This is a genomic window from Streptomyces sp. NPDC045778 (genome assembly GCF_056431945.1).
Window position 1 is genome coordinate 184,488 of sequence record NZ_JBWKJZ010000015.1, and the last position, 25,230, is coordinate 209,717.

21 protein-coding genes are annotated in these 25,230 nt (G+C 72.3%); 4 read left to right on the forward strand and 17 right to left on the reverse strand.

The features are described 5' to 3' along the window. Positions 1-4: 4 nt before the first annotated feature. From AC07GB_RS21130 to rsmH, 15 genes are all read right to left on the reverse strand, one after another. Positions 5-289 (reverse strand): YggT family protein, encoded by a 285-nt coding sequence (locus AC07GB_RS21130; protein ID WP_030679335.1) that lies wholly within the window; start codon positions 287-289, stop codon positions 5-7. A gap of 78 nt (positions 290-367) precedes the next feature. Continuing rightward, positions 368-1,015, reverse strand: coding sequence for a cell division protein SepF (locus AC07GB_RS21135; protein WP_478847611.1), 648 nt, complete (start codon positions 1,013-1,015; stop codon positions 368-370). Positions 1,016-1,141: 126 nt separating this feature from the next. Further along, the gene (locus AC07GB_RS21140; RefSeq protein ID WP_478847613.1) at positions 1,142-1,861 is read right to left on the reverse strand and encodes a YggS family pyridoxal phosphate-dependent enzyme; all 720 of its coding nucleotides are present in this window, start codon (positions 1,859-1,861) and stop codon (positions 1,142-1,144) included. Positions 1,862-1,867: 6 nt separating this feature from the next. After that, the gene (gene pgeF / locus AC07GB_RS21145; protein ID WP_478847615.1) at positions 1,868-2,578 is read right to left on the reverse strand and encodes a peptidoglycan editing factor PgeF; all 711 of its coding nucleotides are present in this window, start codon (positions 2,576-2,578) and stop codon (positions 1,868-1,870) included. 26 nt (positions 2,579-2,604) lie between these two features. Further along, positions 2,605-3,831: a cell division protein FtsZ gene (gene ftsZ, locus AC07GB_RS21150; protein ID WP_478847617.1), complete on the reverse strand. Its 1,227-nt coding sequence runs from the start codon at positions 3,829-3,831 to the stop codon at positions 2,605-2,607. Between the two features lie 276 nt (positions 3,832-4,107). After that, positions 4,108-4,899: a cell division protein FtsQ/DivIB gene (locus tag AC07GB_RS21155; protein ID WP_478847619.1), complete on the reverse strand. Its 792-nt coding sequence runs from the start codon at positions 4,897-4,899 to the stop codon at positions 4,108-4,110. A 14-nt stretch (positions 4,900-4,913) separates the two neighbouring features. Then, the gene (gene murG / locus AC07GB_RS21160; RefSeq protein WP_478847621.1) at positions 4,914-6,008 is read right to left on the reverse strand and encodes an undecaprenyldiphospho-muramoylpentapeptide beta-N-acetylglucosaminyltransferase; all 1,095 of its coding nucleotides are present in this window, start codon (positions 6,006-6,008) and stop codon (positions 4,914-4,916) included. A 6-nt stretch (positions 6,009-6,014) separates the two neighbouring features. Further along, positions 6,015-7,337 (reverse strand): putative lipid II flippase FtsW, encoded by a 1,323-nt coding sequence (ftsW, locus tag AC07GB_RS21165; protein WP_478847623.1) that lies wholly within the window; start codon positions 7,335-7,337, stop codon positions 6,015-6,017. A 135-nt stretch (positions 7,338-7,472) separates the two neighbouring features. Then, the gene (murD, locus tag AC07GB_RS21170; protein WP_478847625.1) at positions 7,473-8,972 is read right to left on the reverse strand and encodes a UDP-N-acetylmuramoyl-L-alanine--D-glutamate ligase; all 1,500 of its coding nucleotides are present in this window, start codon (positions 8,970-8,972) and stop codon (positions 7,473-7,475) included. Then, entirely contained in the window at positions 8,954-10,027 is a 1,074-nt protein-coding gene (mraY, locus tag AC07GB_RS21175) for a phospho-N-acetylmuramoyl-pentapeptide-transferase (protein WP_478847627.1), read from the reverse strand. The genes murD and mraY overlap by 19 nt, the downstream gene beginning before the upstream one ends. Continuing rightward, complete coding sequence (locus tag AC07GB_RS21180; protein ID WP_478847629.1) at positions 10,024-11,457, reverse strand: UDP-N-acetylmuramoyl-tripeptide--D-alanyl-D-alanine ligase; 1,434 nt, start codon at positions 11,455-11,457, stop codon at positions 10,024-10,026. The genes mraY and AC07GB_RS21180 overlap by 4 nt, the downstream gene beginning before the upstream one ends. 4 nt (positions 11,458-11,461) lie before the next feature. After that, the gene (locus tag AC07GB_RS21185) at positions 11,462-13,180 is read right to left on the reverse strand and encodes a UDP-N-acetylmuramoyl-L-alanyl-D-glutamate--2,6-diaminopimelate ligase (protein WP_478847631.1); all 1,719 of its coding nucleotides are present in this window, start codon (positions 13,178-13,180) and stop codon (positions 11,462-11,464) included. A gap of 12 nt (positions 13,181-13,192) precedes the next feature. Further along, positions 13,193-15,193, reverse strand: coding sequence for a peptidoglycan D,D-transpeptidase FtsI family protein (locus tag AC07GB_RS21190; RefSeq protein WP_478847633.1), 2,001 nt, complete (start codon positions 15,191-15,193; stop codon positions 13,193-13,195). Between the two features lie 5 nt (positions 15,194-15,198). Beyond that, positions 15,199-15,768: a cell division protein FtsL gene (gene ftsL, locus AC07GB_RS21195; protein ID WP_478847635.1), complete on the reverse strand. Its 570-nt coding sequence runs from the start codon at positions 15,766-15,768 to the stop codon at positions 15,199-15,201. 103 nt (positions 15,769-15,871) lie between these two features. Next, a complete protein-coding gene (gene rsmH / locus AC07GB_RS21200) occupies positions 15,872-16,831 on the reverse strand; it encodes a 16S rRNA (cytosine(1402)-N(4))-methyltransferase RsmH (RefSeq protein WP_478847637.1) in 960 nt (319 codons plus the stop codon). Positions 16,832-17,245: 414 nt separating this feature from the next. Here rsmH and AC07GB_RS21205 point away from each other — a divergent pair, with 414 nt between their 5' ends. The 4 genes from AC07GB_RS21205 to AC07GB_RS21220 all read left to right on the forward strand — a co-directional run bounded on the left by AC07GB_RS21205 (position 17,246) and on the right by AC07GB_RS21220 (position 23,040). Then, positions 17,246-17,809: a beta-class carbonic anhydrase gene (locus AC07GB_RS21205; protein WP_478847639.1), complete on the forward strand. Its 564-nt coding sequence runs from the start codon at positions 17,246-17,248 to the stop codon at positions 17,807-17,809. 370 nt (positions 17,810-18,179) lie between these two features. Further along, positions 18,180-19,199 carry an AAA family ATPase gene (locus tag AC07GB_RS21210; protein ID WP_478847641.1) on the forward strand — a complete coding sequence of 340 codons (1,020 nt, stop codon included), beginning with the start codon at positions 18,180-18,182 and terminating at the stop codon, positions 19,197-19,199. Beyond that, a complete protein-coding gene (locus AC07GB_RS21215; protein WP_478847643.1) occupies positions 19,199-20,632 on the forward strand; it encodes a DUF58 domain-containing protein in 1,434 nt (477 codons plus the stop codon). The genes AC07GB_RS21210 and AC07GB_RS21215 overlap by 1 nt, the downstream gene beginning before the upstream one ends. Next, positions 20,629-23,040, forward strand: a complete 2,412-nt coding sequence (locus tag AC07GB_RS21220; protein WP_478847645.1) for a transglutaminase TgpA family protein — start codon at positions 20,629-20,631, stop codon at positions 23,038-23,040. Before AC07GB_RS21215 ends, AC07GB_RS21220 begins: the two co-directional genes overlap by 4 nt. 384 nt (positions 23,041-23,424) lie before the next feature. Here AC07GB_RS21220 and AC07GB_RS21225 read toward each other — a convergent pair whose 3' ends face one another. Further along, complete coding sequence (locus AC07GB_RS21225; RefSeq protein ID WP_478847647.1) at positions 23,425-23,844, reverse strand: DUF3040 domain-containing protein; 420 nt, start codon at positions 23,842-23,844, stop codon at positions 23,425-23,427. A 301-nt stretch (positions 23,845-24,145) separates the two neighbouring features. Next, the gene (locus tag AC07GB_RS21230) at positions 24,146-24,982 is read right to left on the reverse strand and encodes a methyltransferase (protein WP_478847649.1); all 837 of its coding nucleotides are present in this window, start codon (positions 24,980-24,982) and stop codon (positions 24,146-24,148) included. Positions 24,983-25,230: the final 248 nt, after the last annotated feature.

The window sequence follows — 25,230 nt, forward strand, 5'->3', positions numbered from 1 at the left end:
TCGTTCACAGCTGGCTCACGACGGTGATCAGGATGTAGACGATGATCATCAGTACGAAGAAGGACAGGTCGAGCGCCACGCCGCCGAGACGCAGTGGCGGAATGAACCGCCGCAGAAGCTTGAGCGGTGGATCGGTGACAGTGTAGGTGGCCTCCAGAACGACCACCATCGCCTTGCCGGGTTGCCATGAGCGGGCGAACTGGAAGACGTAGTCCATGACCAGCCGGAAGATCAGCACGATGAGGAAACACATCAGCGCGATGTAGATCACTTGCAAGACCACGCCCATGTCCGCGTTTCCCTCTCCCCTGCTTCTGGTCGCATCCGCGCTGTATCGGTCCGGTACTGCTGTCTACTGCACTGCGTCTCAGCTCTGGTTGAAGAACCCGCCCTCTGCGATACGGGCCTTGTCCTCCGCCGTGACATCGACGTTAGCAGGCGACAACAGGAACACCTTCTGCGTCACTCGCTCGATACTGCCATGCAGACCGAAGACCAGACCGGCGGCAAAGTCGACAAGTCGCTTCGCGTCGGTGTCGTCCATCTCCGTCAAGTTCATGATCACCGGGGTGCCTTCGCGGAAGTGTTCCCCGATGGTACGGGCTTCGTTGTACGTCCGGGGGTGAAGTGTGGTGATGCGGTAGGGCTCTCGCTCGGACACGACCTTGGGCATGATCACCGGTGCGTTCTTCTCCAGGCTCTGTCGTTCAGGTGTGATAGATGCCACGGGGGCGATTCGTGCCGGTCGTCCCGATTCAGCGGCGAGCGAAGCGGCACGCGGCGCCGGTTCGCGGGGCGCGGGCGGCTGTACCACTCGTACCGATTCGTCCCGTTCCAAGTCCCGGTCCGTCAGGTGGGACTGGTGCGACTGGTGCGGTGGTTCGTGCCGCCGGCGGTCGCGCTCGGGCTCCGGCTCGGGCTCGAAATCGTCATCGGGGTCGAAGCCCCGGCCGTCGTAACCGTCGTCCTCCACGAGGCCGAGGTAGACCGCCATCTTGCGCATCGCGCCGGCCATGCTCTGAGTCCTCCGCTCTGTGGTGGATCGACAGGTCGTCACCAACTTCCCGCGATCCACGAGCCATACCCGCCGCAAAGGTGGGAATGACCATATTTTCTGCTGTGGTCCGACTTCCTGGCGACGTTACCCGAGCCCGCGTCGGACTCCGAGTACCGCTGTCCCGACGCGCACATGTGTCGCACCGGCCGCAACGGCCTGCTCGAGGTCCGCACTCATCCCTGCCGACACCATGTTCGCAGCCGGATGGGCCACGCGCAGGGCAGTCGACAAATCCATCAGCCGCTCGAACGCCGCCTGTTGCCGTCCCGCGTACTCCCCGGTGAGCGGCGCGACGGTCATCAGACCGTCGAGCCGGAGCCCGGGGGCGTCGGCCACGAGACCGGCCAACTCTTCGATTCCGCCGGGCCCGACGCCGCCCCGCTCCCCGCGACCGCTCTCCCCGGCGTCGAGGGCCACCTGGAGCAGGCAGCCCACCTCCCGCTCGGCGCGCACGGCCGCGGCCGAGAGCGCGGTGACGAGCTTCGGCCGGTCGACCGACTGCACCACGTCCGCGTAACCGACCACGGAACGCACCTTGTTGGTCTGCAACTGTCCGACGAAGTGCCAGCTCAGCGGCGCGTCCGCGCAGGCGGCGGCCTTGGGCGCCGCGTCCTGGTCGCGGTTCTCTGCGACGTGGCGGACGCCGAGTTCCGCGAGCGCGCGTACGTCGCTCGCGGGGTAGGTCTTGGTGACCACGATGAGGGTCACCTCTTCGCGCTTGCGCCCGGCGGCCGCACAGGCCGCCTCGATGCGCTGTTCCACATTCGCCAGGTTCGCGGCGAGTTCCGACTTACGGTCCGTCATGCCCCATCAGTCCAGCCAGACGTAGCCCGCGAGCCGACCGGTGACGCGGTCGCGGCGGTACGAGAAGTGATCTCCCGACTCCAGCGTGCACACCGGCGACCGCTCCCGGTCGCGCACGCCGAGCCGCTCGAGCTGCGCGTGCACCCCGGCGGTCACGTCGACCGCCGGTGTGCCCCAGCTCGTGACGGCGTACGCCGCGGGTTCCACGGCGGCGACGTCGGCGCGCATGCCCGCGGGTACTTCGTAGCAGTGGCCGCACACGGCGGGCCCGGTGCGGGCCACGATCCGGGCGGGCTCGGCGCCGAGGCCCACCATGGCCTCGACGGTCGCGGGCACCACTCCGGCGATCATGCCGGGGCGGCCCGCGTGCGCCGCGGCGACGACGCCCGCCACCGGGTCGGCGAGGAGCACGGGAGTGCAGTCGGCGGTCAGGACGGCGAGGGCGAGGCCCCGCTCGGCGGTGACGACGGCGTCGACCGCCGGAATCTCCTGGTCCGCGGGCCAGGGCCCGTCGACCACGGCGACGTCCCGGCCGTGCACCTGGTTCATCCAGACCACCAGACCCTGGTCGATGCCCAGGGACTTGGCGGCCAGTTCGCGGTTCCGCAGTACGGCGCCGGGGTCGTCGCCGACCGCTCCGCCGAGGTTCAGCTCCGCGTACGGAACGGCGCTCACCCCGCCCCACCGGTCGGTGAAGGCGAAGTGCGCGCCGCTCACAGTGCTCGTTCCGGAGCTTTCGCCTATCACTTCAGGAAGTCCGGCACGTCCAGCTCTTCGGCCTGGCTGTCCTGGTGCAGACGGGTCGGCGGGACCTGCGGGGGCGTCACGGGCGTCGCGGGCGCCTCGTTCGCCGGAGCCGGTTCGACGGGCTCCGGGGCCGGGGGCTCCTCGCGCGGGGTGACGCTGCCGAGGCCGCCGAAGGCCGGTCCCGGACGGGACGATTCGGCCGGGCGGCTCGCGGGGGCGGGCTCCTCGCGCTTGCTGGAGGCCGAGCCCAGGACGTTGTCCCGCTTGGCCGGCGGCTGTCCGCCGTCGAACCCGGCGGCGATGACCGTGACCCGGACCTCGTCGCCGAGCGCGTCGTCGATGACCGCGCCGAAGATGATGTTGGCCTCGGGGTGGGCGGCCTCACTGACCAGCTGCGCCGCCTCGTTGATCTCGAACAGGCCGAGGTCGGAGCCGCCGGAGATGGAGAGCAGGACGCCCCGGGCGCCGTCGATGGAGGCTTCCAGGAGCGGCGAGGAGATCGCCATCTCGGCCGCGGCCACCGCGCGGTCGTCGCCGCGGGCCGAACCGATGCCCATGAGCGCCGAACCGGCCTCGGACATGACCGACTTGACGTCGGCGAAGTCGAGGTTGATCAGGCCGGGCGTGGTGATGAGGTCGGTGATGCCCTGAACGCCGGAGAGCAGGACCTGGTCGGCCGACTTGAAGGCGTCGAGCACGCTGACCTGGCGGTCCGAGATGGAGAGCAGCCGGTCGTTCGGGATGACGATGAGGGTGTCGACCTCTTCGCGGAGTTCGGCGATGCCGTCCTCCGCCTGGTTCGCGCGACGGCGGCCCTCGAAGGTGAACGGCCGCGTGACCACACCGATCGTCAGGGCGCCGAGGGAGCGCGCGATGTTGGCGACCACGGGCGCGCCGCCCGTGCCGGTGCCGCCGCCCTCACCGGCCGTGACGAAGACCATGTCGGCCCCCTTGAGGACCTCCTCGATCTCCTCGCGGTGGTCCTCGGCGGCCTTGCGGCCGACGGCCGGGTTGGCGCCGGCGCCGAGTCCGCGGGTGAGTTCCCGGCCGACGTCGAGCTTGACGTCGGCGTCGCTCATCAACAGGGCTTGCGCGTCGGTGTTGATGGCGATGAACTCGACGCCCTTGAGACCGACCTCGATCATCCGGTTGATGGCATTGACACCACCGCCGCCGACACCGATGACTTTGATGACTGCGAGGTAGTTCTGCGGTGCTGCCACGTCGAAGGCCTCTCGCCTCGAGTTACGTGTCGCCGTCTCACGCTGCCGCGAGGCGCCGACTGATGCCGAATGGGACGGTCCGAATCGCCGACCCGAACCCTAACGCTGAAGTTTAGGGTTACCAGTGTGTCTGTTCCCTGGACTCTTCCGAACAGGACACTAAGTCGACAAGTGGCGCGCGTTCAACGAACACGCCGAACCTCCCGTTTTTCTTTTCACCCTATGTGATCAGGCGTAGCGATGCCCATCCAGGGTGCTGGCCTGCGCTGATGTACGTCAACTCGCTGATGACGCGGGGGCGGTGGGAACGGTCACGTCGAAGTGCCGTGCCTTGGGGACGGCTTTCATCAGGGCGCTCAGGGCTTCGGCCTTCATACGGCCGTTCTCGCTGCTGCCCCAGGCGACCGTGCGTCCGTCGGCCAACTCCAGCGAGATGGAGTCGTACGACCGGACCTTGACGGTGGTGGTGTCCCCGGCCACCGCGCCGGGCAGGTCCGTGACCACCCGGACCGCCTCCCGGCGCAGCCGCTCGGGGCCGAAGCGGCGCAGGCTGGCGGCCGCGTCGCCGGACTGATGCGGTGTCAGGGCCAGCCGGGGAGTGCCCTTCGGGGCCTTGGTGACCGTGGCGAAGCGCACACCCTTGGCGTCCACTTCGACGAACTTTCGGCCCTTTTCGATGAGCAGGGCGGGCGTGCGTTCGGTCACTTCCAGGGTGATGCCGTGCGGCCAGTCACGGACGACGTCGACCGAGTCGATCCGGGGCAGCTTCCTCCGCAGCCGCTCCTCGACGGCGTCGGAGTCGACCGAAATCAGCGCTCCCCCACTGCGGATGCCGGCCGCCTCGCGCACCTGGTCCGGCCTGAGGACCACCGTCCCGGTCGCCGTGACCCGCTCCACGCGCAGCCAGGGCGAGGCGTAGAGCACCCAGACCGCGGCCCCGCCGAGGACGCACAGCAGGGCCGTGACGAGGATCAGGGTGCGCGGCTTCGGCAGCCGCAGGCGGCGCGAGCGCGGGCGGGGCGGGCCGGACTTGGGCCCCTGCCGTTCGGCGGTCTTCTGTCCGGCCACGCTCCCCTGCCTTCTCACGCGCTGCGGCGTGACGCAATCGCCTCGTGCACCATGCCGACGAGGAGGTCGTCGGCGTCCCTGCGACCGAACTCCGAAGCGGCGCGGGACATCTCGTACAGCCGGTGCGGGTCGGCGAGCACGGGAAGGACCTGGGACTGGACCCATTCGGGCGTCAGTTCCGCGTCGTCGACCAGCAGTCCGCCGCCGGCCTTGACCACCGGCTGGGCGTTGAGCCGCTGTTCGCCGTTGCCGATGGGCAGCGGGACGTAGGCGGCCGGGAGCCCGACGGCGGAGAGTTCGGCGACGGTCATCGCGCCCGCGCGGCAGAGCATCATGTCCGCCGCCGCGTACGCGAGGTCCATCCGGTCCACGTACGGTACCGGGATGTAGGGCGGCATTCCGGGCATGTTCTCGACGTACGGCAATTCGTTCTTCGGGCCGACGGCGTGCAGGATCTGGATGCCCGCGCGCTGGAGGACCGGGGCGACCTGCTGGATGACCTCGTTCAGGCGCCGGGCGCCCTGGGAACCGCCGGAGACCAGGAGCGTGGGCAGGTTGGGGTCGAGGCCGAAGGTGTCGCGGGCCTCCGGGCGCACCTTCGCGCGGTCCAGCATGGCGATGGCGCGGCGCAGCGGGATGCCGATGTAGCGCGAGCCGCGCAGCTTGCTGTCGGGCGTGGAGACCGCGACGGCCGCCGCGTACCGGGAGCCGATCTTGTTGGCGAGGCCGGGGCGCGCGTTGGCCTCGTGCACCACGATCGGTACGCCGCGGCGCTTGGCCGCGAGGTAGCCGGGCAGCGCCACATAGCCGCCGAAGCCGACGACGCAGTCCGCCTTGGTGCGCTCCAGGACCTGCTCGGCCGCCTTGATGGTGCCGCGCAGCCGCCCGGGCACCGTGATCAGCTCAGGCGTGGGCTTGCGCGGCAGGGGGACGGCGGGGATCAGGGCGAGTTCGTAACCACGGTCGGGTACGAGCCGCGTCTCCAGGCCCCGCTCCGTGCCCAGGGCCGTGATGCCCACGGTCGGGTCCTGCCTGCGCAGGGCGTCTGCGAGGGCAAGCGCGGGCTCGATGTGGCCGGCGGTCCCCCCACCGGCGAGTACGACATGCACCGAAATTCACCGCTCTCCGGACGAACGCGCCTTGACGCGCCGTCGCATCGTGTTCCATCTCACCCGAGGTTGCCGCATGGCCAGGGCCGCCTTCGCCGCGGGGTCCTGTCGCGCGAAGGCGATGAGGAGTCCGACGGCGAACATGGTCGGCAGCAGGGCTGAGCCTCCGTAGGAGAACAGCGGGAGCGGGACACCGGCGATCGGCAGCAGGCCGAGCACCGCACCGATGTTGACCACGGCCTGGGCCGTGATCCAGGTGGTCACACCTCCCGCGGCATACCTCACGAAGGGGTCCTCCGTGCGTCCGGCCACGCGGATACCCGCATAGCCTAGAGCCGCGAACAGGGCGAGCACCGACAGTGTCCCCGCGAGACCGAGTTCCTCACCGGTGATGGCGAAGATGAAGTCGGTGTGGGGTTCGGGTAGTTGACCCCATTTTTCCACACTCGCGCCCAGTCCGGAACCGAAGAATCCGCCGGAGGCGAGGGCGTAGATGCCGTGCACCGCCTGCCAGCAGGAGTCGCCGGGGCCCGGCTCGGTCGCGCCGATGCACTCCAGGCGCGCCATGCGGTTGGGGCTGGTCTTGATGAGGATCACACCGAGGACGGCCGCGATGCTCAGGACGCCCGCGAAGAGCCGCGTGGGCGCCCCGGCCAGCCAGAGCAGGCCGAACAGGATCGCGGTGAGGATGATCGCCGTGCCCATGTCGCCGCCCAGCATGATCAGGCCGAGCAGCATGAAGGTGACGGGCACGAGCGGCACCAGCATGTGCTTCCACTGCGTGAGCAGCCGCTTGTCCTGTTTGCGCGCCAGCAGGTCGGCGCCCCACAGGACGAGGGCGAGCTTGCCGAACTCGCTGGGCTGGAGCTGGAACGGACCCCCCAAATAGATCCAGTTCTGATTGCCGTTGACGCTGCGCCCTATCCCGGGGATCTGGACGAGGACCATCAGGAAGACGGAGGCCGCGAGGATCGGGTAGGACAGGGCCCGGTGCAGCTTGACCGGCATCCGCATGGCGACGAGCAGCAGCGCGGAGCCGAGCACCGCGGCGACGAACTGCTTGCGGAAGAAGTACGAGGCGGGCAGGTTGAGCTGCAACGCCTGGATCATCGACGCCGAGTAGACCATCACCAGGCCGAGAGCGGTGATCAGCAGCGCCGCCCCGAAGATCAGGTAGTACGCGGTCAGCGGCCGGTCCCAGGCCCGCCGTGCCTTGACGTAGAGCCCTCTCACGGGGCTCTCGCGCGGCACGGGGGTGCTGCGCGGGCGGGCCGGCCGTTTCGGCGTACGCGGGACGCGGGGCGTACGGACCGGGGCGCGCCCGGCCATCAACGCCGCCCCAGACCGGCGCGCCCGGCGCACGGCCGTACCCGGGAACGCCCCCACACCCACCACGCCGACGCTTTCACGTGTGCCCTCCTCACGGTGCCGGGTGCCTGACGACGGCGCCCTCGCGGGCCCGTGTCAGGCGCTCGCGCCGAGTTCGCGAACCGCTTCCGCGAACGCGTCACCACGTTTGTTGTAGTTGGTGAACATGTCCATCGACGCACAGGCCGGAGCCATCAGGACGGTGTCCCCCGGCGCTGCGAGCCGTGCCGCCCGGCGGACCGCCTCGGCCATCGCCCCAGTGTCGGTCCGGTCGAGGTCGACGACGGGTACTTCCGGCGCGTGTCGCGCGAGGGCTTCCCTGATCAGGGCGCGGTCGGCGCCGATCAGGACGGCGCCGCGCAGCCGCTTCGCCGACGCGGCGACCAGCTCGTCGAAGGTCGCGCCCTTGGCGAGCCCGCCCGCGATCCACACGATCGACTCGTACGCCGCCAACGAGGCCTGGGCCGCGTGGGTGTTGGTGGCCTTGGAGTCGTCGACGTAGGCGACGCCGGCCACGTCGGCGACGTGCTCGATGCGGTGGGCGTCCGGGCTGAAGGCCCGCAGGCCGTCGCGGACGGCCTGCGGGGCCACGCCGAAGGCGCGCGCGAGCGCGGCCGCCGCGAGGGCGTTGGCGATGTTGTGCGGGGCCGGAGGGCGCACGTCGGAGACCTCGGCCAGCTCCTGGGCCTGCTTCTGGCGGTCCGGTACGAAGGCACGATCCACCAGGATGCCCTCCACGACGCCGAGTTGCGAGGGGGCCGGGGTGTTCAGCGTGAAGCCGATGGCGCGGCAGCCCTCCTCGACGTCGGCCGCGCGGACCAGGTCCTCGGTCGACGGCTTGTCGGTGGCATCCACGTTGTAGACGCAGGCCACCTGGTTGCCCTCGTAGATCCGGCCCTTGTCGGCGGCGTACGCCTCCATGGAGCCGTGCCAGTCGAGGTGGTCGGGCGCGAGGTTCAGTACGGCGGCGGAGTGCGCGCGCAGGGAGGGCGCCCAGTGCAGCTGATAGCTGGACAGCTCGACGGCCAGGACGTCGTAGGCGTCGCCCTCCCGTCGCCCACCACCGCCCTCAACCGAACGCGCTTCGCGCGCCGCCCTGTCTTCCAGGACGACATCGACGATCGGCGTACCGATGTTGCCGACGGCGGCGGTGCGCAGGCCCGCGGCGCGCAGGATCGACGCCAGCATCTGCGTCGTCGTGGTCTTGCCGTTGGTGCCGGTGACGGCGAGCCAGGGGGCGGCGCCGGGGCCGCGCAGGCGCCAGGCGACCTCCACGTCGCCGATGACGTCGACGCCCGCGGCGGCGGCGGCCGCGAACAGCGGGCTGTCCGGCTTCCAGCCCGGCGAGGTGACGACGAGACCGGTCCCCTCGGGCAGCGTCTCCGCGTCCCCGAGGCGCACGGCGACGCCCGCGGCGGCGAGGTCGGCGGCCCGCGCGTCGAGCGCGGGGCCCGAGCCGCCGTCCACGACGGTCACGGCGGCACCGAGGCCCGCGAGGGCGCGCGCGGCGCTGACGCCGCTGACGCCGAGCCCGGCGACGGTGACGTGCAGGCCCTTCCAGGAGTCCAGCGAGGGGGTCACTTCTTGGCTGCCCATCCGGCGTAGAAGAGGCCGAGTCCGACGATGACGCACATGCCCTGGATGATCCAGAAGCGGACCACGACCAGGACTTCGGACCAGCCCTTGAGTTCGAAGTGGTGTTGCAGTGGCGCCATCCGGAAGACCCGCTTACCGGTCAGCCGGAAGGAGCCGACCTGGATGACCACCGACATGGTGATGAGGACGAAGAGGCCGCCGAGGAGCGCGAGCAGCAGCTCCGTGCGGGAGCAGATGGCGAGGCCCGCGAGCGCGCCGCCGAGGGCGAGCGAACCGGTGTCGCCCATGAAGATCTTGGCGGGCGAGGTGTTCCACCACAGGAAGCCGAAGCAGGCACCCATCAGCGCGGAGGCCACGACGGCCAGGTCGAGCGGGTCTCTGACCTCGAAACAGGCGGCCGGGTTGGTGAGGTCCTGGGCGTTGGCGCAGGACTCCTGGAACTGCCAGACGCCGATGAACGTGTACGCGCCGAAGACCATCACGGAGGCGCCGGTGGCGAGGCCGTCGAGGCCGTCGGTGAGGTTCACGCCGTTCGACATCGCCAGGATCATGAACAGCGCCCAGACGACGAACAGGACCGGGCCGATCGACCAGCCGAAGTCCTCCACGAACGACAGCTTCGTGGACGCCGGGGTCTGGCCCCTGCCGTCGGCGAACTGGAGCGAGATGACGGCGAAGGCGATGCCGACGATCAGCTGTCCGGCCATCTTCGCCTTGGCGCGCAGACCGAGGGAGCGCCGCTTGACGATCTTGATGTAGTCGTCGAGGAAGCCGACCAGGCCCATGCCCGCCATCAGTCCGAGCACGAGCAGACCCGAGATCGTGGGCTCGGCACCCGTGATGATCTTGCTCAGGAAGTACGCGATGAGGGTCGCCAGGATGAAGGCGATACCACCCATGGTCGGCGTACCGCGCTTGCTGTGGTGCTCGCGCGGGCCGTCGTCGCGGATGTACTGGCCATAGCCCTTGCGTGCCAGGAGCTTGATCAGCAGGGGCGTCCCGACCAGGGTCAGGAAGAGCCCGATCACACCCGCGAACAGCACTTGCTTCATCATCGGGCGTCAACTCCGCCCGTCGCGGTGCCGGCGGCGGTGTCCGCCGCGAGCGTCTGGGCGACGCTCTCGAGGCCCACCGATCTGGACGCCTTCACCAGCACGACGTCTCCTGGGCGCAGCTCGCTGCGCAGCAGGTCGATCGCCGCCTGTGCGTCGGACACGTGCACCGACTCCTCACCCCACGAACCCTCGTTGTATGCGCCCAGTTGGAGCCAGGACGCTTCCCTGCCCCCGACTGCCACGAGCTTGTTCACGTTCAGCCGGACGGCAAGGCGTCCGACCGCGTCGTGCTCGGCGAGCCCCTCGTCCCCGAGCTCGGCCATGTGGCCGAGCACCGCCCACGTGCGACCTCCCTTTGCCTGTGCGGCCTTGCCCATGGCGGCCAGCGCACGCAGGGCGGCGCGCATGGACTCGGGGTTCGCGTTGTAGGCGTCGTTGACGACCGTCACGCCGTCCGGGCGCTCGGTGACCTCCATACGCCAGCGGGACAGCGTGCCCGCCTCGGAGAGCGCGAGGGCGATCTCGTCCACGGACATGCCAAGGTCATGGGCGACGGCGGCCGCGGCGAGCGCGTTCGACACGTGGTGCTCACCGTACAGGCGCAGTCGCACGTCGCTGCACCCGGAGGGTGTGTGCAGCGTGAAGGCCGGCTGTCCGTTCTCCGTGAGACGGACATTCTCGGCGCGTACGTCGGCGTCGTCGGCCTCTCCGAAGAGCAGCACGCGCGCCCGTGTCCGCGTGGCCATCGCGCGCACCAGCGGGTCGTCGGCGTTGAGGATCGCGGTGCCGTCCGCGGGGAGGCTCTCGACCAGCTCGCCCTTTGCTTCCGCGATCTGCTCACGGCCGCCGAACTCGCCGATGTGGGCGGTGCCGACGTTCAGGACGACGCCGACCCGCGGCGGCGTGAGCCCGGTCAGGTACCGGATGTGGCCCTTGCCGCGCGCGCCCATCTCCAGGACCAGGAACCGGGTCTCCTCGGTGGCGGTCAGGGCGGTCAGCGGCAGGCCGATCTCGTTGTTGAACGAGCCGGGCGTCCACACCGTCGGCGCCGCGCGCTGGAGCACCTGCGCGATCAGGTCCTTGGTGCTGGTCTTGCCCGCGGAGCCGGTGAGGGCCACGAGGGTGGCGCCGAGCCGGGCCACCACGTGCCGGGCGAGCGCGCCGAGCGCCGCCTGCACGTCGTCGACGACGACGGCGGGCACGCCGACGGGCCGCTGCGCGAGGACGGCGACGGCTCCCGCCGCGACGACCTGCGCGGCGTAGTCGTGGCCGTCGACGCGCTCGCCGACGAAAGCGACGAACAGGCCGCCGGGCTCCACCTCACGGGAGTCCCGGACGACCGGCGCGGTGACCCGGACCGACGGATCCGGTATGTCGTACGTCTGCCCGCCGACGACGGTGGCGATCTCGGCGAGGGAGAGGGCGATCACAACTTCATCCCTGGGTTTGCTGGATAGCTTCGCGAAGCACCTGGCGGTCGTCGAAGGGACGGACCACTCCGGCGATGTCCTGGCCCTGCTCGTGGCCCTTGCCCGCGACGAGGACGGTGTCGCCGGGCTCGGCGCGGGCGACGGCCGCGGCGATCGCGGCGGCCCGGTCCTCGAAGACGGCGACCTCGCCGCGCTCGTGGGCGGGCACCTCCGCGGCGCCCGCGAGCATGGTGGCGAGGATCGCGAGGGGGTCTTCGGAGCGGGGGTTGTCGGAGGTCAGTACGGCGGTGTCGGCGAGCCGGGCCGCGGCGGCGCCCATCGGCCTGCGCTTGGTCTGGTCGCGGTCGCCGCCGCAGCCGAGCACGATGTGCAGCTTGCCCTCGGTGACCTTGCGCAGCGCGCGCAGGACCGATTCGACGGCGTCCGTCTTGTGGGCGTAGTCGACGACCGCGAGGTAGCCCTGGCCGACGTCGACGCGCTCCAGGCGGCCCGGGACCCCGGGCACCGCGGCGACGCCGTCGGCCGCGGTCTGCGGGTCGATCCCGGCGACGGCGAGCGCGACGATCGCGGCGAGCGTGTTGGCCACGTTGAACGGGCCCGCGAGCGGCGACCTCGCGGAGATCCGCTCGCCCTTGGGACCCACGGCGGTGAACGCGGAGTCCAGCGGACCCACCTGCACGTCCTCGGCGCGCCAGTCGGCGTCCGGGTGGCCCTCGGCGGAGAAGCTGGTGACCGGCACCTCGGACTCGGTCAGGAGTCTGCGGCCGTACTCGTCGTCGTAGTTGACGACGCCGAGCCGCGCGCGGCGCTGGGTGAACAGCTGCGCCTTGGCCCGGAAGTAGTCCTCCATGTCGGAGTGGAACTCCATGTGCTCCGGGCTCAGGTTGTTGAACACGGCCACGTCGAACACGCAGCCGTCCACGCGCCCGAGCACCAGGGCGTGGCTGGAGACCTCCATCGCGACCGCCTGGACGCCGCGCTCGCGCATCACCGCGAACAGCGCCTGGAGGTCGGTGGCTTCGGGCGTGGTGCGCTCGGACTTGATGCGCTCGTCGCCGATGCGCATCTCCACCGTGCCGATGAGGCCCACCCGTCGCCCGCCACCGCCCTCAACCGACGCCGCTCCGCGTCGGCTCCCATGATTCTGGCGGACCTGCCGCAGACCGCCCTCCATGAGGTACGCGGTGGTCGTCTTGCCGGACGTACCGGTGATGCCGATCTGGAGCAGGTCGCGGCCGGGGTGGCCGTAGACCGTGGCGGCCAGCTCGCCCATGTGGCCGCGCGGGTCGTCGACGACGAGGACCGGCAGGCCGGTGGCGGCGGCGCGCTCGGCGCCCGTCGGGTCGGTGAGGATGGCGGCGGCGCCGTGGCCGGCGGCCTGGGCGACGAAGTCGGCGCCGTGCATGCGGGCGCCAGGCAGCGCGACGTACAGGTCGCCGGGGCGCACGGCCCGCGAGTCGTGGGTGATGCCGGTGACGCCGGTGGAGCCCGGCGCGGTGCCCGGGGCCGCGGCCCCCAGCTGATCGGCTAGCTCCGCGAGGGGGGTGGCGGAGACCTGGGCCGGCCTCGGCGGTCCCGGATAGGTCACGGGAGCGTCCTTCTGGGTGGTTTGGGACTGATCAGCGTGTGGCACGGCGGTGAGCGTACCGGGCGTACCCCCGCTGGGGCCAAAAGGGAGGGGCCCTGGTGTGCGGTTCCCCGGATCCGGGGTGATCGTCGTCACGGCGGACCCCGCTCAGCGGCCCGGCTTGTCGGTGGCCGGAGGGCGGCCGGGCGTCTCGGGTCCGCCCGGGGTGAAGGTGACCGGAAGCCGGGCGGGGGCGTGCCCTGTGGGCGGCACCTGGAGGGTCTTCAGGGAGAACTGCATGACCTTCTTGTAGATGGGCCCGCAGATCTGGCCGCCGAAGTAGCTGCCCTTCTTGGCGTTCTGGATGACGCAGTAGACGGTGACGCGCGGCTTGTCGGCGGGCGCGAACCCGGCGAAGGACGAGGTGTAGCCGCGGTAGCGGCCGGTCTGCGGGTCGACGCGGTTGGCGGTGCCGGTCTTGCCCGCGACACGGTAGCCGGGGATGCGCGCCTTGGTGCCGGTGCCTTGTTCGTCGTCGACGACGGACTCCAGCATCCGCGCGACGGTGTTCGCGGTCTTCTTGCTGACGACGCGGTTCTTGGCGGGCGCGGGCGCGGGGGTGAAGCGGCCGTCGGGCCCCTTGGTGCCGCGCACGAGGGTGGGCTCGATCCGCACGCCGTTGTTGGCGATGGTCGAGTACACGGAGGCCGCCTGCATGGCGTTGATGGAGACGCCCTGGCCGAAGGGGATGGTGAACTGCTGCGAGGTGGACCACTTGTCGGGCGGCGCGAGGATGCCCTTGGTCTCGCCCGGGAACCCGAGGCCGCTGGGCTGTCCGAGGCCGAACTTCCGCAGGTATCCGTAGAGGGTCCGGTTCACCTGCTTCTGGGTGTTCCCCAGCTCTCCGGTGGCGAGGATCGTGCCGATGTTGCTGGACTTGGCGAGCACGCCGTTGAGCGTGAGGTACCAGGTCGGGTGGTCGATGTCGTCCTGGAAGAGCCGGTCGCCGCGGTGCAGGCGGTTGGGGACGGTCACCCGGGTGTGGGGCGTGGCCGCGTTCTCCTCCAGGACGGCGGCCATCGACATGACCTTGGCGGTGGAGCCCGGTTCGTAGGCGTCCTGCACCGCCGCGTTGCCGAGGCTTCCGCTCGTGGCCCGCGACAGGTCGTTGGGGTCGAAGCCGGGCGCGTTGGCCATGGCGAGGACCTCGCCGGTGCGGGTGTCCTGCACGATCACGTAGCCGCGGTCCGCGCGGGACTTCTTGACCTGCTCGGTGATGGCGTCCTGCGCGGCCCACTGGATGTCGCGGTCGATGGTCAGCTCGACGTCGGAGCCGGGCACCGCGGGCTTCTCGTTGGTGCCCGCGGTCGGCACCTGGCGGCCGCCCGACTGGGCGTAGCGGATCTCGCCGCGCTTGCCCGCGAGGTCCTTGTCGAGCTGCTGCTCGATGCCGCCGCCGCCCTTGCCGTCGGCGTTGACCCAGCCCAGTATCCCGGCGGCCAGGTCGTCGTTCGGGTACACGCGCTTGCTGGTGGGCACGGCGAAGACACCGGCGAGGACGTTCACCGCCTCGGTGTCGGCCCGCGCCTTCTCGGCGAGCGTGGCACGCAGGTCCTTGATCTGCTTCCACACCTGCGGGGTCTCGCGGCGGGAGAGCAGCGTGAAGCGGGTCTTGGGCGTCCTGAGCTTCTTGGCGACGGCGTCGCTGTCCTCGTCGAGGATCGGCGCGAGCAGGGCCGCGGCCTGCTCGGGCGCGTCCTTGACCTTCGTCTCGTCGGCCGTGAAGAGCGTGGGGTCGGCCGTGATGTCGTACGCGTCCACGCTGGTGGCCAGCTCGACGCCCCTGCGGTCGGTGATGGCCCCGCGCTCGGCGGCGATCTTGTGACTGGAGTACCGGTTCTTCTCCGCCTTGGCGGCGTACGCGTCGGCGTCGACGGCCTGGACCTGGAGGAGCCGCACCACGAACGCCAGCATCACCAGGGTCAGGGCCAGGCTGACCAGGCGGAGGCGGGGCCGGGGGCTGCCCAGGCGCAGCGGCTTGGCCCGGCCCGCGGCGGAGCGGGGGCGGCGGCCCTGCTGCGGGCGGCGCGGCCCGCCGTTCCGCGCGGGCCGGACGGGGCGGGCCGGTCCGGGGACGCGGCGCCGGGGCGGCGGCTGACGGTCCGTCACTTACGTCACCTGCCGGAGGTCGTGGGTACGGGCTTCGCGGGAGGGGGCGGGACGGCGCCGGCCGCCGTGCCACCCGCGGGCGGCACGGCCGCGGGGCTCGGCACCCGGGACGGCCCCGCCCCGGGCGCGGGCAGCGCCTCGGGGGCCCGCGCAGGGGCCGGGGGCAGCGGCGCGGGCGGGCGCGCCGCGGACTCGCGCACGGCGGAGGGCCCGGCCGCGGCACCCGGGACGCCGCGGACGGTGCCGTCGGGGTTCAAGAAGGCCGGGTCGCCGCCGGGGACCATGCCTAGCTCGCGGGCGCGGCGCTGGAGCGCGCCCGGGGCGGCGTACTCGTCGACCTCCCGCTGGAGCTGCTGCTCCTCGTCGGTCAGCTCCTGGGTCTCCTTCTTCAACTTGCTGAGCTGGAAGGAGCCTTCGTTGAGCGAGGAGTTGAGCAGCAGGAGCGTGATCAGGCCGCCGCCGAGCAGCAGCACCACCAGGAGCATGAAGGGGGTGCGCGCCGCCTGGCTCGGGCCCGCGGGCAGCAGCCGCGCGAGCTGCGCCGCCCTCCCCCGCAGCTGCGGTCTCTTGCTCACTCCAGCCACCTCCTTCACGAAGCCACCTCGGTCATGCGGACCTCTCACCGCGGGCCGCCCCGGTCAGGCGGGCGGCACGCGGACGCCTCTCACCGGACGCCGCTCACCGGGTGACGTCCTCGCGGATGCGCTGCGCGCCGCGCAGCCGCGCGGGCGCGGCCCTGCGGTTCTCCGCGATCTCCTCCTCGGTGGGCAGTTCGGCACCGCGCGTCAGAAGCTTGAGCCGCGGCTGGTACTCCTCGGGCACGACCGGCAGGCCGGGCGGCGCCGTCGTCGCGGCACCCGCCGCGAGCACCTGCTTGACCAGCCGGTCCTCCAGCGAGTGGTACGACAGGACGGCGATGCGGCCGTCCACGGCAAGCGCCTTCACGGCCGCGGGGATGGCCCGCTCCAGGACGCTCAGCTCGCCGTTGACCTCGATGCGCAGGGCCTGGAAGGTGCGCTTGGCGGGGTTGCCCCCGGTGCGCTTGGCGGCCTGCGGCAGCGCGTCCCGGATCAGCTCCACGAGTCGCGCGCTGTTGCTGAAGGGCTCCTTGTCGCGCTCGCGCACCACGGCGGACACGATCCGCTTGGCCTGCTTCTCCTCGCCGTACGCGCGCAGGATCCGCACCAGCTCCCCGGCCGGGTAGGTGTTGAGGACCTCGGCGGCGCTGACGCCGGTCGTCTGGTCCATGCGCATGTCGAGGGGCGCGTCCTGGGCGTAGGCGAAGCCGCGGTCCGCCTCGTCTAGCTGCATGGAGGAGACGCCGAGGTCGAACAGGACGCCCTGGACCTGCGGGACGCCGAGCCTTTCGAGCACCTCGGGCAGCTCGTCGTAGACCGCGTGGACGAGGGTGGCGCGCTCGCCGTAGGGCGCGAGCCGCTCGCCGGACAGGCGCAGCGCCTCCTTGTCCCGGTCCAGGGCGATGAGGCGGGCCTCGGGGAAGGCGGCGAGGAGGGCCTCGCTGTGGCCGCCGAGGCCGAGGGTGCAGTCGACGACGACGGCTCCCGGCCGCGTGAGCGCGGGGGCCAGCAGGTCCAGGCACCGCTGGAGCATCACCGGGACATGTCGACTGCTGCTCAAGGGGCCCTCTCAGGTCCGGCGGAGCGACGTACGCACCGCCGGGTCCCCGCCCGCTCGGTGAAGGGGAACCGGATGCCGGCGCCGGGGAGGCGGCGTCAGCCGACCGGGAGCGGGAGGAGGCCGAGCCGTACGTACGCGCCACGCACGTGGGGAATTCTGCGAATCTCCGGATGTACCAGCGGGGAGCAGGTCTCCGCTCCCGCTTCGCGTCACTTTAGTCCACCGTGTCTCGCGGTCAATCAACCGGCCTGCGCGGCGCGGCCCGGCCGCGATCACACCTGTGATCAGCGCCGCTTCACCCGTTCGGCGGCCCAGCGCCCACCCCTGTGGGTTACCTCACAACAACGTTCAATGACGTTCTTTGTCCCCTCTCACAACAGGACCGCACCCGCTGTGACCACTACCGTCATAGCCATGACGACTTCCGCATCCCTCCCCACCGAGCCCGAAGGCGCCATACCCACCGGCGGCGCACGCGAGGGTGGCACCGTCACCGACCGCCTGGTCGACGCGAACACCCGCTACGCGGCGGACTTCACCGACCCCGGCATGGACGCCCGGCCCGTGCTGCGGGTCGCGGTCGTGGCCTGCATGGACGCCCGCCTCGACCTGCACGCCGCACTCGGCCTCGAACTCGGTGACTGCCACACCATCCGCAACGCCGGCGGCGTCGTCACCGACGACGTCATCCGCTCGCTCACCATCAGCCAGCGCGCGCTCGGCACCCGCAGCGTGGCCCTCATCCACCACACCGGCTGCGGCCTCGAGTCCCTCACCGAGGAGTTCCGGCACGACCTCGAGATGGAGGTCGGCCAGCGCCCCTCGTGGGCCGTGGAGTCCTTCCGCGACGTCGACCAGGACGTGCGGCAGTCGATGCAGCGCGTGCGCACCTCGCCGTTCCTGCTGCACACCGACGACATCCGCGGATTCGTCTTCGACGTGCACACGGGCCTGCTGCGCGAGATCGACCCCGCCTGAGGCGGTGCCGCGCCCGCCCGCCTGAGCGCGGCGGCGCCGTCCGAGGGGCGGCGCCGCCCCGCCTTCGCGTGACCGCGGTGGACCCGCGTGACCGAATCGAAAGCCCGTGACGCTCAGGTACCGGGTACCGGACAATTTCCGGCACCTGAAACACCGCAAGATCCGACATAACGGCGCCAGTTATCCACAGGCGAGTGACACGAACCGGTATGCCCAACAAGAATGCCTGTGTGGCGCCGCGCTGAACCATTCACGCGTGGTGTCCGTGTTTCGGGGTGGGCCGGTCCGCACGCGAGTGTCGGCCCGGGGAACCATGCAAAGAGGTATCCCTGCTCCTTGCCGAGCGTGGGGAAGGGCCGAGGAGGGCCGGGTGACGACCTATGACGATCGAGCGAGCCTGACAGATCTGACCGCCACGGCGGAGCGTGTCCGCGGGTCGGTCGAGGGTGTGATCGAGGGCAAGCCGGAGGTCGTACGGCTTTCGCTGACCGTGCTCCTCGCCGAGGGGCACCTGCTCATCGAGGATGTTCCGGGCGTGGGCAAGACCATGCTCGCCAAGGCGCTCGCGCGGTCCATCGACTGCTCGGTGCGGCGTATCCAGTTCACGCCGGACCTGCTGCCGTCGGACATCACGGGTGTGTCCATCTGGGACCAGCAGCGCCGTGACTTCGAGTTCAAGCCGGGAGCGATCTTCGCGCAGATCGTGATCGGCGACGAGATCAACCGCGCTTCCCCGAAGACGCAGTCCGCGCTCCTGGAGTCCATGGAGGAGCGCCAGGTCACCATCGACGGGCAGACGTACGAGCTGCCCAGCCCGTTCATGGTCGTGGCCACGCAGAACCCGGTGGAGATGGAGGGCACCTATCCGCTGCCCGAGGCGCAGCGCGACCGCTTCATGGCGCGCGTGTCGATCGGCTACCCGGGCCCCGAGGCCGAATTGCAGATGCTGGACGTGCACGGCGGCGCCTCGCCGCTCGACGACCTCCAGCCGGTGGCGCACGCGCACGACATCGTGAAGCTCATCGACGCGGTCCGCACGGTCCACGTCGCCGAGGCCGTGCGGCGGTACGCGGTCGACCTGGTCGCCGCCACCCGCAACCACCCCGACCTGAGACTCGGCGCCTCGCCGCGCGCGACCCTGCACCTGCTGCGGGCCGCGAAGGCGTCCGCCGCGCTCAGCGGCCGTGACTTCGCCCTGCCGGACGACGTGCAGGCCCTGGCCGTCGCCGTCCTCGCGCACCGGCTGCTGCCCACGGCCCAGGCCCAGTTGAACCGGCGCACGGCCGAATCGGTCGTCCTGGAGATCCTCCAGCGCACCCCGGTCCCGGCGGGCAAGGAGACCGGCCAGGGGTACTACGGCCAGCAGCCGCCCGGCGCCCGGAGGCTGTGATGACGGCCGGGGGGAGGCCGCCGGAGCGATCCGGCGGCACCGGCGGCCCCGACGGCTCCGGGGACAGCGGCACCGGCGGCGACCGGGGGGAGCGGGGCGGTCTTCGCACGGCGCTCGCCGGGCTCACCACCCGGGGCCGCTCCTTCTTCGCCGCGGGCATCGCCGCCGCCGTCTGCGCCTACGTGCTCGGCCAGGGCGACCTGCTGCGGGTCGGACTGCTGCTCGCGGTCCTGCCGCTCGTGTGCTCCGCCGTGCTGTACCGCACGCGCTACCGCGTCGCGGGCAGCCGCCGACTGTCCCCCGCGCGCGTGCCCGCCGGTTCGGAGGCACGCGTGCACCTGCGGATGGAGAACGTCTCGCGGCTGCCCACGGGCCTGCTGATGCTCCAGGACCGCGTTCCGTACGTGCTCGGGCCGCGGCCGCGGTTCGTGCTCGACCGCGTGGAGCAGGGCGGGCGCCGCGAGGTGTCCTACCGCGTCCGCTCGGACCTGCGCGGCCGCTATCCGCTGGGCCCGCTCCAGCTGCGCCTCACCGACCCCTTCGGGATGTGCGAGCTGACCAGGTCCTTCTCCACGTACGACACGCTGACGGTGGTCCCGCGCGTGGAGGCGCTCCCCGCGGTGCGCCTGACCGGCGAGGCCAAGGGGTACGGCGAGGGACGGCACCGGTCGCTCGCCCTCGCCGGCGAGGACGACGTCATTCCGCGCGGCTACCGCTACGGCGACGACCTGCGCCGCGTCCACTGGCGCTCCACCGCGCGCTACGGCGAGCTGATGGTGCGCCGCGAGGAGCAGCCGCAGCGCTCCCGCTGCACGGTGCTCCTGGACACCCGCGCGGTGGCCTACCAGGGCGCGGGCCCCGACTCGGCCTTCGAGTGGGCGGTCTCGGGCGCGGCGTCCACGCTGGTCCACATGCTCGAACGGGGCTTTTCCGTACGCCTGTTGACGGACACCGGCAACTCGCTGCCCGGCGAGGGCGCCGACGGCTTCGCGGGCGCGAGCCAGGAGACCGCCGACTCGGCCGGGCTGATGATGGACACGCTCGCCGTGATCGACCACTCGGACGGCGCGGGCCTCTCCCGCGCGTACGACGTGCTCCGCGGTGGCAACGAAGGCCTCCTCGTCGCCTTCCTCGGCGATCTGGACGAGGAGCAGGCCGCGGTGATCGCCAGGACGCGTCAGCGCGGTGGCGCCGCGGTCGCCTTCGTCCTGGACAGCGACACCTGGCTGCGCGGCGTGGGCGCCCCGCCGTCCGCGCGGGCCGCGGACCGGCTGCGGCTCCTGCACGAGGCGGGCTGGACGGCGGTCGGCGTACCGCCCGGGGTGCCGCTGGTCGACCTGTGGCGCCAGGCGGACCACCTGCGCACCAGCGCGGCAGCGGCGCCGACGGCGAGTACGGGTCCGATGGCGGGCGGGACGGGGGGATGGTCATGAGTGGGCGTACGCGACTCGCGCTGTGCGCCGCCGCCGCGACGCTGATGGCGTCGGGCGCGATGCTGCCGCTCGTCGACGAGTCGGGCTGGCTGGTGCAGGCGGCGATCCTGCTCACGCTGCAGAGCGGCGCGGGCGGCCTCGCGCGGCGGGTGCCGCTCGCCCGGCCGCTGACGGTAGGCGCGCAGGCCCTGGTCACGCTGCTGCTCCTGACCCTGGTCTTCGGCCGGGAGCAGGCGCTCGCCGGGGTGATCCCCACCCCCGAGGTGTTCCGGCACTTCGGCCTGCTCCTGGAGGCGGGCGGCGACGACGTCGGCCGGTACGCGATCCCGGCGCCGCTCACCGACGGCATCCGCCTGATGCTGGTCGGCGGGGTCCTCGTGGTCGGGCTCATGGTGGACGCCCTCGCGGTGACGTTCCGCACGGCCGCGCCGGCCGGTCTGCCGCTGCTCGCCCTGTACTCGATCGCGGCGGGCCTCGCCGAGGACGGCGCGGGGTGGCTGTGGTTCCTGCTCGCGGCGGCCGGCTATCTGCTGCTGCTCCTGGCGGAGGGCCGGGACCGGCTCTCGCAGTGGGGGCGGGTCTTCGGCGGGGCGGCCCGGCCGCCGGGCCGGGTCTCGGCGGGTCTGGACGGCGAGGGCGGCGCGCTCGCCCCGGTGCGCACGGGCCGGCGCATCGGCGCCGTCGCCCTGGGCGTCGCCCTGGTGGTGCCGCTCGGCCTGCCCGCCCTGGACGGCGGTCTCCTGGACGACTCGAACGGGCCGGGGGGCGGCGGCCGCGGCGGAGGCGGCACGATCTCGGCGGTGAACCCGCTGGTCGCGCTCCAGGACAGCCTGAACCAGCCGGAGGACCGCCAGGTCATCTCGTACCGCACGAACGCGAAGAGTTCCCAGGGCATGTATCTGCGGATCGTGTCGCTCGACAAGTTCGACGGCACGACGTGGAAGACCACCGTCCGGGACATCGAGGACATCCCCTCGCGCCTCCCCGACCCGCAGGGCCTGTCCCCCACGGTCCGCAGGACCGAGATCCAGACGAACATCTCGGCGGCGGACGGCTACGCGCAGAACTGGCTGCCCATGCCGTATCCGGCGAGCCAGGTGCGCATCGACGGGCGCTGGCGGTACGAGCCCGTGGGCCGCGCGGTGGTCGGTGACCGCGGGCAGACCACGCGGGGGGTGCGGTACTCCGTCAACAGCCTGGTCGTGGAGCCCACGGCCGAGCAGCTCGCGGCCGCTCCCCCGGCGCCCGCGGCCGTGGTGCGGGAGTTCACCAAGGTGCCGGACACGCTGCCGTCGGTGGTGGGTGAGACGGCCCGGAGGCTCACCCGCGGCGCGGCGAACGACTACGAGCGGGCGGTGAAGCTCCAGGACTGGTTCGCGTCCGACGGCGGCTTCACGTACAACACGCAGGTCCGCGCGGGCAGCGGCCCCTCGGCCATCGCGCGCTTCCTGGACCAGAAGGAGGGCTTCTGCGTCCACTTCTCCTTCGCCATGGCGTCGATGGCGCGGACGCTGGGCATTCCGGCGCGCGTGGCCGTGGGCTTCACCCCGGGCTCCGCGCAGGCGGACGGCACCATGTCGGTGGGGCTCCGGGACGCGCACGCCTGGCCCGAGCTGTACTTCGAGGGCGTGGGCTGGACCCGTTTCGAGCCGACGCCGACCCGCGGCACCGTGCCGGACTACACCCGTGACCAGACGTCCGACGACGACACCGACGACCCGGCGGTGCCCGAGCCGTCCAAGTCGGCGGAGGAGTCGCCGCGGCCCTCGCAGTCCTCGGACTGCCCGCGCGACCAGCGGCAGGCGGGCGGCTGCACCAGCGCGCTGCCACTGCTCGCGACGGGCTCCGACGACGGCGGGCCACCGGTCGGGATGATCGTCGGCGGGTCGCTGGCCGGCCTGGCGATCCTCGCGGTGCCGTTGTTGCCGCTGCTGTGGCGGACACGGGTGCGCGCGCTGCGCCTCGGCGTCGGCGGGCGCACGGAGGCGGACGCGGTGACGCGGACCCTGGCGGCCTGGCTCGAGGTCACGGACACCGCGTGGGACCACGGCATCCCGCCGGACGAGTCCCTGACACCGCGGACGGCGGCGGCCCGGATCGTCCGCGTCGGCGAGCTGGACGCGGGTGCGGCGGACTCCGTGCACCGGGTGGCCGCGGCGGTGGAGCAGGTTCTGTACGCGCCGCAGCCGCGGTTCGTGACGGGGCTGCCCGACGACGTGCGGCGGCTGCGGGAGGGTCTGCGGGCCTCCGCGAGCCGGTCGGCCCGGTTGCGGTCGACGCTCGCGCCGCGTTCGGCCGCGCGGGTGATGTGGTCGCTTTCGGACCGCTGGGCGGGGGTGCGCACCCGGTGGCAGGGGCGCCTGGCCAAGCGCTGGCCCGCCCGCCCCGCGGCGCGCGAAGGGGGCTGAGCCCCGGTCCTGACGGCCTTGGCGTGGCCCGAAACGTCCGTGGGGTGACCGCAGATTCGCGGTCACCCCACTGTCGTGTGCGGGCCCTCCGCGACGGCTCATGTGCGGGTGCACATGCGTGAGCAAACGCTTGAGAGGGAGGATCCGGGGGCCGATCGCCGGGGCGGGGGGCCGGTCGCGTGATGCGCGGGGCCGTTCGGAGCACGGGGCACAGGGGTCGGCCGCGCCCCGGGGCCCTGGTTCCGGCGCCGGGCATGGGACGGTTTTCGGCGGGGACGAAGGCGGAGAAGGCGGCGGGCAGCGACAAGGCCCGGCGCGCCGAGTGCGCGACCGGGCCTTGGGCGGAGCAGGGAAGTCAGGCGCGGCGAGGAGGTCCTCCGGGGGCTACTGGCCGCCTTGCTGCTCGTCCCTGCGGCGCTGCCAGCGCTGCTCGATGCGGTCCATCACGGACCGCCGCTGCCTGGGCTGATGCTGCCGCCGCCCGTGCGGGGCGGCGGGACCGCTGGGAGTGCCGGGGGCCTGCTCGCCCGGCTTGGGCGCCTTGCGCCAACCGGTGACGGCGAGCACCGCGCATCCCAGCATGACGAGGAATCCCACCACGCTCACCCAGATCAGCTGGGCGACCATTCCGGCCATGAGGAGGGCGATACCCACCAGGAAGCCCGCGACCGCTTGGTAGACCCGCTTCCGGGTGTACGTACGCAGCCCGCTTCCCTCAAGCGCTGTCGCGAACTTGGGATCTTCGGCGTACAGCGCTCGCTCCATTTGCTCGAGCATGCGCTGCTCGTGCTCCGAGAGCGGCACGGAGTCCTCCTCATCGTGCAGTCGCCGGGGCGACCGGGGGGTCCCCTTCAGGATAGGCAGGGAATCGCCCCCGTGAAACCCGCCCCTCTGCGCCAACTTCGCCAAACCGGACCGTCAGGTCGCTCCGGCTCGCTGAAGCCTGCATTCCCCAGCGGCCGGTCTGTCATGCCGGACGGTGTCCCTCGATCATACGGCTCCCGTAGCCCGTTCGGGGGGCCTGTGGCGTACTCCATGTGCCGCTGCGCCCCTGATCAGCGAGGTAGCCCCAGGCGTCACAGGAGCCCCAGGCACCGGCCGGCGCTCAGGCCCCGCTCGCCTCGGGCGTCTCGCCGAGCACATGGAGCTGGGTGGCGACGGAGTGGAACGCGGACAGCTCGGCGGCCGCCGCCTCCAGCTTCAGGAGGGCTTCCAGGGCGCCGGGCTCGGTGTCGACGAGGACGCCGGGCACGAGGTCGGCGAAGACCCGCACGCCGTGCACGCCGCCCACGCGCAGGCCCGCGCCCTCGACCAGCTCGGTGAGCTGCTCGGCGGTGAAGCGCCGCGGCACCGGGTCGCCCTCGCCCCAGCGCCCGGCCGGGTCCTGGAGCGCCGTGTGGGCCTCGGTGAAGTGTCCGGCGAGGGCACGGGCGATGACGGCGCCGCCGAGGCCCGCGGCGAGCAGGCTCAGGACGCCTGCGGGGCGGAGCGCGCCGACGGCGTTGCGCACGCCTTCGGCCGGGTCGTCCACGTACTCCAGGACGCCGTGGCAGAGCACCGCGTCATAGCCCCCGCGCTCGACGACGTCGAAGAGGCCGTGCACGTCGCCCTGGACGCCGCGCACGCGGTCGGCCACGCCCGCCTCGGCGGCGCGGCGCTCCAGCGCGAACAGCGCGTTGGGGCTGGGGTCGACGACCGTGACGCGGTGGCCGAGGCGGGCCACGGGTACCGCGAAGTTGCCACTGCCGCCGCCGGTGTCCAGGACCTCGAGGCCGCCGGGGGTGTCGCCCGCGGTGGCCTTGACACGGCGGTCGAGGGCGTCCTTCAGGACCTCCCAGACCACGGCCGTACGGAGGGAAGCGCGCGGGCGGGGAGGGTCGGAGCGCAGCGACGCCGCTTGCGGGGGGCGGGGGGAGGCGGGCGGGCGCATCGGGTCCGACACGGCAGTTGACTCCTCGGCGCGGCTCCGCCTGGGTCGGCGGGCTGTTCGGGTACGGGCGGTCCCACCCTATTGCCTCTGGACCTGTGCCCCGGAATCCGTCGGCGCGGGCGGCGCGGGGGGCCGCTCACGTCGGCACCGGGCCGCGCCCGGGCCGGGGGGGGGGGGGGGGGGGGGGGGGGGGGGGGGGGGGGGGGGGGGGGGGGGGGGGGGGGGGGGGGGGGGGGTGGGGGGGGGGGGGGGGGGGGGGG

Excerpts from the sequence above, each read along its gene's own strand:
- AC07GB_RS21215 (WP_478847643.1), top strand. The coding sequence starts at position 19,199 with ATGACGGCCGGGGGGAGGCCGCCGGAGCGATCCGGCGGCACCGGCGGC.
- AC07GB_RS21220 (WP_478847645.1), top strand. The coding sequence starts at position 20,629 with ATGAGTGGGCGTACGCGACTCGCGCTGTGCGCCGCCGCCGCGACGCTG.
- AC07GB_RS21130 (WP_030679335.1), bottom strand. The coding sequence starts at position 289 with ATGGGCGTGGTCTTGCAAGTGATCTACATCGCGCTGATGTGTTTCCTC.
- mraY (WP_478847627.1), bottom strand. The coding sequence starts at position 10,027 with ATGATGAAGCAAGTGCTGTTCGCGGGTGTGATCGGGCTCTTCCTGACC.
- murD (WP_478847625.1), bottom strand. The coding sequence starts at position 8,972 with ATGGGCAGCCAAGAAGTGACCCCCTCGCTGGACTCCTGGAAGGGCCTG.
- AC07GB_RS21135 (WP_478847611.1), bottom strand. The coding sequence starts at position 1,015 with ATGGCCGGCGCGATGCGCAAGATGGCGGTCTACCTCGGCCTCGTGGAG.
- AC07GB_RS21205 (WP_478847639.1), top strand. The coding sequence starts at position 17,246 with ATGACGACTTCCGCATCCCTCCCCACCGAGCCCGAAGGCGCCATACCC.
- ftsW (WP_478847623.1), bottom strand. The coding sequence starts at position 7,337 with ATGGCCGGGCGCGCCCCGGTCCGTACGCCCCGCGTCCCGCGTACGCCG.
- AC07GB_RS21140 (WP_478847613.1), bottom strand. The coding sequence starts at position 1,861 with ATGACGGACCGTAAGTCGGAACTCGCCGCGAACCTGGCGAATGTGGAA.